This is a genomic window from Bacillus sp. SIMBA_031, from assembly GCF_046535225.1.
GTDB lineage: Bacteria > Bacillota > Bacilli > Bacillales > Bacillaceae > Bacillus > Bacillus velezensis.
In genome coordinates, this window is sequence record NZ_JAWRXC010000572.1 from 1 (window position 1) to 246 (window position 246).

General features: G+C 48.0%; 1 protein-coding gene. It reads right to left on the reverse strand.

What is annotated here, in order from left to right; translation table 11 throughout:
* A partial coding sequence (locus tag SB724_RS21410) for an RNA-binding protein (protein WP_410573043.1) occupies positions 1–233 on the reverse strand: 233 nt, incomplete at its 3' end.
* Positions 234–246: the final 13 nt, after the last annotated feature.

Here is a 246-nt window from a genome sequence, read left to right on the forward strand (position 1 = left end):
GTGGTGACAAGGAATCGCCCTGAAGGATCAAACTTCTTCGAGTAATCCCACTCCTCACCCATGAAGTCATTCGCGTAAGGGTTCTCAAAGAAGAACTGTAGCGACGGGTGCTTTTTAACGAAAAAGTGATACTGGTCACCGTCATCGTAGTTAAAGGTGACCTCCCCCATAAAAAGCCACGCGGCGGCGGAAGCCATCAAGATAACGAACACCGTGTAACGCGCTTTCTTCATCACGTTTTTTCAT